Origin of the sequence: Streptococcus halichoeri (genome assembly GCF_009870755.1) — a bacterium.
Lineage (GTDB): Bacteria > Bacillota > Bacilli > Lactobacillales > Streptococcaceae > Streptococcus > Streptococcus halichoeri.
In genome coordinates this window covers 1-5,367 of the sequence record NZ_WLZU01000046.1, presented here as the reverse complement: position 1 = coordinate 5,367, position 5,367 = coordinate 1, and the positions used below count along the sequence as shown (strand labels likewise).

Annotated in this window: 1 tRNA gene and 3 rRNA genes; all 4 read left to right on the top strand. The window is 48.9% G+C overall.

The features are described from left to right. Nucleotides 1–120: 120 nt before the first annotated feature. The 4 genes from GWD08_RS08530 to rrf all read left to right on the top strand — a co-directional run bounded on the left by GWD08_RS08530 (nt 121) and on the right by rrf (nt 5,365). Nucleotides 121–1,669, top strand: a 16S ribosomal RNA gene (locus GWD08_RS08530). Nucleotides 1,670–1,771: 102 nt separating this feature from the next. After that, nucleotides 1,772–1,844, top strand: a tRNA-Ala gene (locus GWD08_RS08525). Between the two features lie 403 nt (nt 1,845–2,247). After that, nucleotides 2,248–5,151 (top strand): 23S ribosomal RNA (locus tag GWD08_RS08520). 98 nt (nt 5,152–5,249) lie between these two features. Next, nucleotides 5,250–5,365 (top strand): 5S ribosomal RNA (gene rrf, locus GWD08_RS08515). Together the 16S, 23S and 5S rRNA genes with 1 tRNA gene alongside form the textbook arrangement of a ribosomal RNA operon. Nucleotides 5,366–5,367: the final 2 nt, after the last annotated feature.

The following is a 5,367-nucleotide window of genomic DNA, read 5'->3' as shown; positions in this document are numbered from 1 at the left end:
AAGACCTTTGAGAACTGAATAAGACGAACCAAAAAGTGAAGAGGGGTTTATAAGCAGTATAGACTCCGTCAAAGCAAAAATAAATCTGTCAGCGGACAGAAAAGAACGAGTAAGTTCAAACTAAATGAGAGTTTGATCCTGGCTCAGGACGAACGCTGGCGGCGTGCCTAATACATGCAAGTAGAACGCTTTGGACTGGTGCTTGCACTAGTTCAAGGAGTTGCGAACGGGTGAGTAACGCGTAGGTAACCTACCTGATAGCGGGGGATAACTATTGGAAACGATAGCTAATACCGCATAATAGAGTAAGACACATGTTTAACTCTTAAAAGGGGCAACAGCTCCACTATGAGATGGACCTGCGTTGTATTAGCTAGTTGGTGAGGTAAAGGCTCACCAAGGCGACGATACATAGCCGACCTGAGAGGGTGAACGGCCACACTGGGACTGAGACACGGCCCAGACTCCTACGGGAGGCAGCAGTAGGGAATCTTCGGCAATGGACGCAAGTCTGACCGAGCAACGCCGCGTGAGTGAAGAAGGTTTTCGGATCGTAAAGCTCTGTTGTTAGAGAAGAATGGTAATGGGAGTGGAAAATCCATTACGTGACGGTAACTAACCAGAAAGGGACGGCTAACTACGTGCCAGCAGCCGCGGTAATACGTAGGTCCCGAGCGTTGTCCGGATTTATTGGGCGTAAAGCGAGCGCAGGCGGTTTTTTAAGTCTGAAGTTAAAGGCAGTGGCTTAACCATTGTATGCTTTGGAAACTGGAGAACTTGAGTGCAGAAGGGGAGAGTGGAATTCCATGTGTAGCGGTGAAATGCGTAGATATATGGAGGAACACCGGTGGCGAAAGCGGCTCTCTGGTCTGTAACTGACGCTGAGGCTCGAAAGCGTGGGGAGCAAACAGGATTAGATACCCTGGTAGTCCACGCCGTAAACGATGAGTGCTAGGTGTTAGGCCCTTTCCGGGGCTTAGTGCCGGAGCTAACGCATTAAGCACTCCGCCTGGGGAGTACGACCGCAAGGTTGAAACTCAAAGGAATTGACGGGGGCCCGCACAAGCGGTGGAGCATGTGGTTTAATTCGAAGCAACGCGAAGAACCTTACCAGGTCTTGACATCCTTCTGACCGGCCTAGAGATAGGCTTTCCCTTTTGGGCAGAAGTGACAGGTGGTGCATGGTTGTCGTCAGCTCGTGTCGTGAGATGTTGGGTTAAGTCCCGCAACGAGCGCAACCCTTATTGTTAGTTGCCATCATTAAGTTGGGCACTCTAGCGAGACTGCCGGTAATAAACCGGAGGAAGGTGGGGATGACGTCAAATCATCATGCCCCTTATGACCTGGGCTACACACGTGCTACAATGGTTGGTACAACGAGTCGCAAGCCGGTGACGGCAAGCTAATCTCTGAAAGCCAATCTCAGTTCGGATTGTAGGCTGCAACTCGCCTACATGAAGTCGGAATCGCTAGTAATCGCGGATCAGCACGCCGCGGTGAATACGTTCCCGGGCCTTGTACACACCGCCCGTCACACCACGAGAGTTTGTAACACCCGAAGTCGGTGAGGTAACCGTTTAGGAGCCAGCCGCCTAAGGTGGGATAGATGATTGGGGTGAAGTCGTAACAAGGTAGCCGTATCGGAAGGTGCGGCTGGATCACCTCCTTTCTAAGGATAAGGAACTTTTTGGGATTTGTCTTATTTAGTTTTGAGAGGTCTTATAATAGAATAGACACACCACTAATAATGAAACCAGCCGTTTATTAGTCGGGGGCCTTAGCTCAGCTGGGAGAGCGCCTGCTTTGCACGCAGGAGGTCAGCGGTTCGATCCCGCTAGGCTCCATTATCTAGGATACAAAGAGATGTTCGGCTTGCCGAAATTTCTGTAGAAAAATAGGAAACAGGCGCTGTGTGCTTGCACACAAGGAAGTTTATCTTTTTTCCTAAGAAATTAATCTCGTGTTCCACTAGATAAATGATATTTGAATACGAACCTAAACTTACTAGAAATAAGTCAAAACCATCTGGTGTCTGAAGACACATCACTGGTTTGTTCCTTATTTTACGCAAGTTTTACGACAAGTCGTAACGGTTCTTAATATCATAATAGTCCATTGAAAATTGAATATCTATATCAAATTCCACAATTATGAAAATGATTGTAGAAAAGTAACAAGAAAGAAACCGAAAAAAAGATAAACGCGAACCTATTAAAAAAATAAAGAAGGTCGAAAGACTGGAACTAAGGTTAAGTTAATAAGGGCGCACGGTGGATGCCTTGGCACTAGAAGCCGAAGAAGGACGTGACAAACGACGAAATGCTTTGGGGAGCTGTAAGTAAGCGCTGATCCAGAGATGTCCGAATGGGGGAACCCACTAACTAAAGGTTAGTATCCATAACTGTTAAGGTTATGAGAAGGAAGACGCAGTGAACTGAAACATCTAAGTAGCTGCAGGAAGAGAAAGCAAAAGCGATTGCCAAAGTAGCGGCGAGCGAAAGGGCAAGAGGGCAAACCAAGGAGTTTACTCCTTGGGGTTGTAGGACTGCGACGTGGGATCAGATACTATAGACGAATGACCTGGGAAGGTCAGCCAAAGGGAGTAACAGCCTCGTAGTTGAAATAGTAGATGACTCTAGCAGGATCCTGAGTACGGCGAGACACGCGAAATCTCGTTGGAATCTGGGAGGACCATCTCCCAACCCTAAATACTCTCTAGTGACCGATAGTGAACCAGTACCGTGAGGGAAAGGTGAAAAGCACCCCGGGAGGGGAGTGAAAGAGAACCTGAAACCGTGTGCCTACAAGAAGTTCGAGCCCGTTAATGGGTGAGAGCGTGCCTTTTGTAGAATGAACCGGCGAGTTACGTTTACGTGCGAGGTTAAGTTGAAGAGACGGAGCCGTAGGGAAACCGAGTCTTAATAGGGCGAAATAGTACGTAGATGTAGACCCGAAACCATGTGACCTACCCATGAGCAGGTTGAAGGTGCGGTAAAACGCACTGGAGGACCGAACCAGGGCACGTTGAAAAGTGCTTGGATGACTTGTGGGTAGCGGAGAAATTCCAAACGAACTTGGAGATAGCTGGTTCTCTCCGAAATAGCTTTAGGGCTAGCGTCGAAGTAAGTCTCTTGGAGGTAGAGCACTGTTTGGGTGAGGGGTCCATCCCGGATTACCAATCTCAGATAAACTCCGAATGCCAAGACGATATATTCGGCAGTCAGACTGCGAGTGCTAAGATCCGTAGTCGAAAGGGAAACAGCCCAGACCACCAGCTAAGGTCCCCAAATAATTGTTAAGTGGAAAAGGATGTGGGGTTGCACAGACAACTAGGATGTTAGCTTAGAAGCAGCTATTCATTCAAAGAGTGCGTAATAGCTCACTAGTCGAGTGACCCTGCGCCGAAAATGTACCGGGGCTAAAACAATTTACCGAAGCTGTGGATTACCTTTAGAGGTAATGGTAGGAGAGCGTTCTATGTGTGAAGAAGGTATACCGTGAGGAGTGCTGGAACGCATAGAAGTGAGAATGCCGGTATGAGTAGCGAAAGACAGGTGAGAATCCTGTCCACCGTAAGACTAAGGATTCCAGGGGAAGGCTCGTCCGCCCTGGGTTAGTCGGGACCTAAGGAGAGACCGAAAGGTGTATCCGATGGGCAACAGGTTGATATTCCTGTACTAGTATGTATAGTGAAGGAGGGACGCAGCAGGCTAACTAAAGCGTGCGAGTGGAAGAGCACGTCTAAGCAGTGAGGTGTGAGATGAGTTAAATGCTTATCTCTGTAACATTGAGCTGTGATGGGGAGCGAAATATAAGTAGCGAAGTTAGTGATGTCACACTGCCAAGAAAAGCTTCTAGCGTTTAACTACATACTACCCGTACCGCAAACCGACACAGGTAGTCGAGGCGAGTAGCCTCAGGTGATCGAGAGAACTCTCGTTAAGGAACTCGGCAAAATGACCCCGTAACTTAGGGAGAAGGGGTGCTGATAGTGATATCAGCCGCAGTGAATAGGCCCAAGCAACTGTTTATCAAAAACACAGCTCTCTGCTAAATCGTAAGATGATGTATAGGGGGTGACGCCTGCCCGGTGCTGGAAGGTTAAGAGGAGGGTTTAGCGCAAGCGACGATCTGAATTGAAGCCCCAGTAAACGGCGGCCGTAACTATAACGGTCCTAAGGTAGCGAAATTCCTTGTCGGGTAAGTTCCGACCCGCACGAAAGGCGTAATGATTTGGGCACTGTCTCAACGAGAGACTCGGTGAAATTTTAGTACCTGTGAAGATGCAGGTTACCCGCGACAGGACGGAAAGACCCCATGGAGCTTTACTGCAGTTTGATATTGAGTATCTGTAGGACATGTACAGGATAGGTAGGAGCCATAGAGAACGGGACGCCAGTTTCGTTGGAGGCGTTGTTGGGATACTACCCTTGTGTTATGGCTACTCTAACCCGGATAGGTTAGCCCTATCGGAGACAGTGTCTGACGGGCAGTTTGACTGGGGCGGTCGCCTCCTAAAGAGTAACGGAGGCGCCCAAAGGTTCCCTCAGACTGGTTGGAAATCAGTCGCAGAGTGTAAAGGTATAAGGGAGCTTGACTGCGAGAGCAACACCTCGAGCAGGGACGAAAGTCGGGCTTAGTGATCCGGTGGTACCGCATGGAAGGGCCATCGCTCAACGGATAAAAGCTACCCTGGGGATAACAGGCTTATCTCCCCCAAGAGTTCACATCGACGGGGAGGTTTGGCACCTCGATGTCGGCTCGTCGCATCCTGGGGCTGTAGTCGGTCCCAAGGGTTGGGCTGTTCGCCCATTAAAGCGGCACGCGAGCTGGGTTCAGAACGTCGTGAGACAGTTCGGTCCCTATCCGTCGCGGGCGAAGGAAATTTGAGAGGATCTGCTCCTAGTACGAGAGGACCAGAGTGGACTTACCGCTGGTGTACCAGTTGTCTTGCCAAAGGCATCGCTGGGTAGCTATGTAGGGAAGGGATAAGCGCTGAAAGCATCTAAGTGCGAAGCCCCCCTCAAGATGAGATTTCCCATGATTTTATATCAGTAAGAGCCCTGAGAGAAGATCAGGTAGATAGGTTAGGAGTGGAAGTGTAGTGATACATGAAGCGGACTAAAACTAATAGCTCGAGGACTTATCCGAGGATAATAGAAAAGTTTATTGACATAGAGGTAGAGTTCTTGTTAAGATAGAGGTATTCAATTTTGAGTGGACGATTAGAAGACAGTTCACCCAAGCAGTTAAGTGACGATAGCCTAGGAGATACACCTGTTTCCATGCCGAACACAGCAGTTAAGCCCTAGAACGCCTGAAGTAGTTGGGGGTTGCCCCCTGTTAGATACGGTAGTTGCTTAGCCA